The 1448-nt window shown below is 62.5% G+C and carries 1 protein-coding gene and 1 riboswitch; the gene reads right to left on the bottom strand.

What is annotated here, in order from left to right; translation table 11 throughout:
* Nucleotides 1–828 (bottom strand): phosphomethylpyrimidine synthase ThiC (locus tag ACWTU8_RS31600; protein ID WP_455851223.1); only part of this gene is annotated, 828 nt, incomplete at its 3' end.
* 114 nt (nt 829–942) lie between these two features.
* Nucleotides 943–1054, bottom strand: a riboswitch (TPP riboswitch).
* Nucleotides 1055–1448: the final 394 nt, after the last annotated feature.

Below are 1448 nucleotides of genomic sequence, written 5' to 3'. Positions count from 1 at the left end.
GACCTTCTCCAGCGCCTGGTAGATCGGCACCGTACCGATCGGCACCGGCGCATTGCGAATAATCCATTCGCGGATGTTGTGGATGTTGCGGCCGGTGGAGAGGTCCATCACCGTGTCGGCGCCCCAGCGGATCGCCCAGACCATTTTTTCGACCTCTTCCGCCATCGAAGAGGTGACGGCGGAATTGCCGATATTGGCGTTGATCTTGGTGAGGAAGTTGCGGCCGATGATCATCGGCTCGCTTTCCGGGTGGTTGATGTTGGCCGGGATGATGGCCCGCCCGCGTGCCACCTCGTCGCGCACGAATTCGGGCGTGACGTAGTCCGGAATGGCCGCCCCAAAACTCTCGCCGTCGCGTTGGAGCTTACGCTTCAGCTTCTCGCGTCCGAGGTTTTCGCGGATGGCGACGAACTCCATTTCGGGCGTGACAATACCGGCGCGGGCATAGGCAAGCTGGGTGACGGCGCGGCCGTCCGTCGCCTTCAGCGGCCTATTGCGCACCGGGAACTCGGGTGTTTGGCGATCGGGCGAAACGAAGCCGTTGTCCTCGGGCATGACCATGCGGCCCGCGTAGCGCTCCGCGTCGCCGCGTGCCTCGATCCATGTCTCACGCAGCCGCGGCAGGCCGCGCTCGATATCGATTTTGACGGCAGCGTCGGTGTAGGGGCCGGACGAATCATAAACCGTGACAGGCGGCTCGCCGGCACTCGGATGGACCGAGATCTCGCGCATCGGCACCCGCAGGTCGTGGTGAATCTGGCCTGGCTTGTGGACCTTCCGCGAGGCGGGCAATTCGCCGACCGTGACCGTTGGAGTGTTGGCATTCATGCGTGAGCCTCCTTGCTCTGATGCAACGGAGACCCAGTCCACGCGATGAGGAGGAAGTGAAGCTTCGCCTGGGGAAGACGGGAATTGCCCGAATGCCGAAGCCGGATTGCCGACCCGCGAAACCTCGCACCATCCCTACGCCAGTATGAACTGGATCAGGTTCAACGGGTCACTGCGCGCTATAGCAGTATCTCAGCCCCTTGCCGGGACTCCCCTGGTGAGATGCGCAGGTTGGCCGATGCGAGGTCGCCTTGTCAACTGCTGTTGTGAGCAGAGGGCTCTCGAAAGTGCCATCTAACGATGCACACCTTGCAATGTCCGCAGGCGAAGCGAACCGTGCCTATGTCAGCCGTAGCCAAGCTTTCCGAGCAGGCTTGAGGACTTCAAAGCTCGTCGGGTGATGCCGACATCGCCGGCTCACCTCGTAATCGGGGAGCGCCCTGATGAAGCGAGCGCGTCAGGCAATGGGATCTATAGCCAACGCATTCAGGCCGTCGGCGCCGCGTGCGCGAAGAGATGACGGGCGTCCTCGAAAACCGCCTGGGGAAGGACACGAAGCTCGGTTGCTTCATAGGGGAGGTGCTCAATTGCGCCGTGAGACGACCAACTGCCTGCGCCTG

The organism is Mesorhizobium sp. BHbdii (genome assembly GCF_053848045.1).
This window is presented reverse-complemented; position numbering and strand designations above follow the sequence as displayed.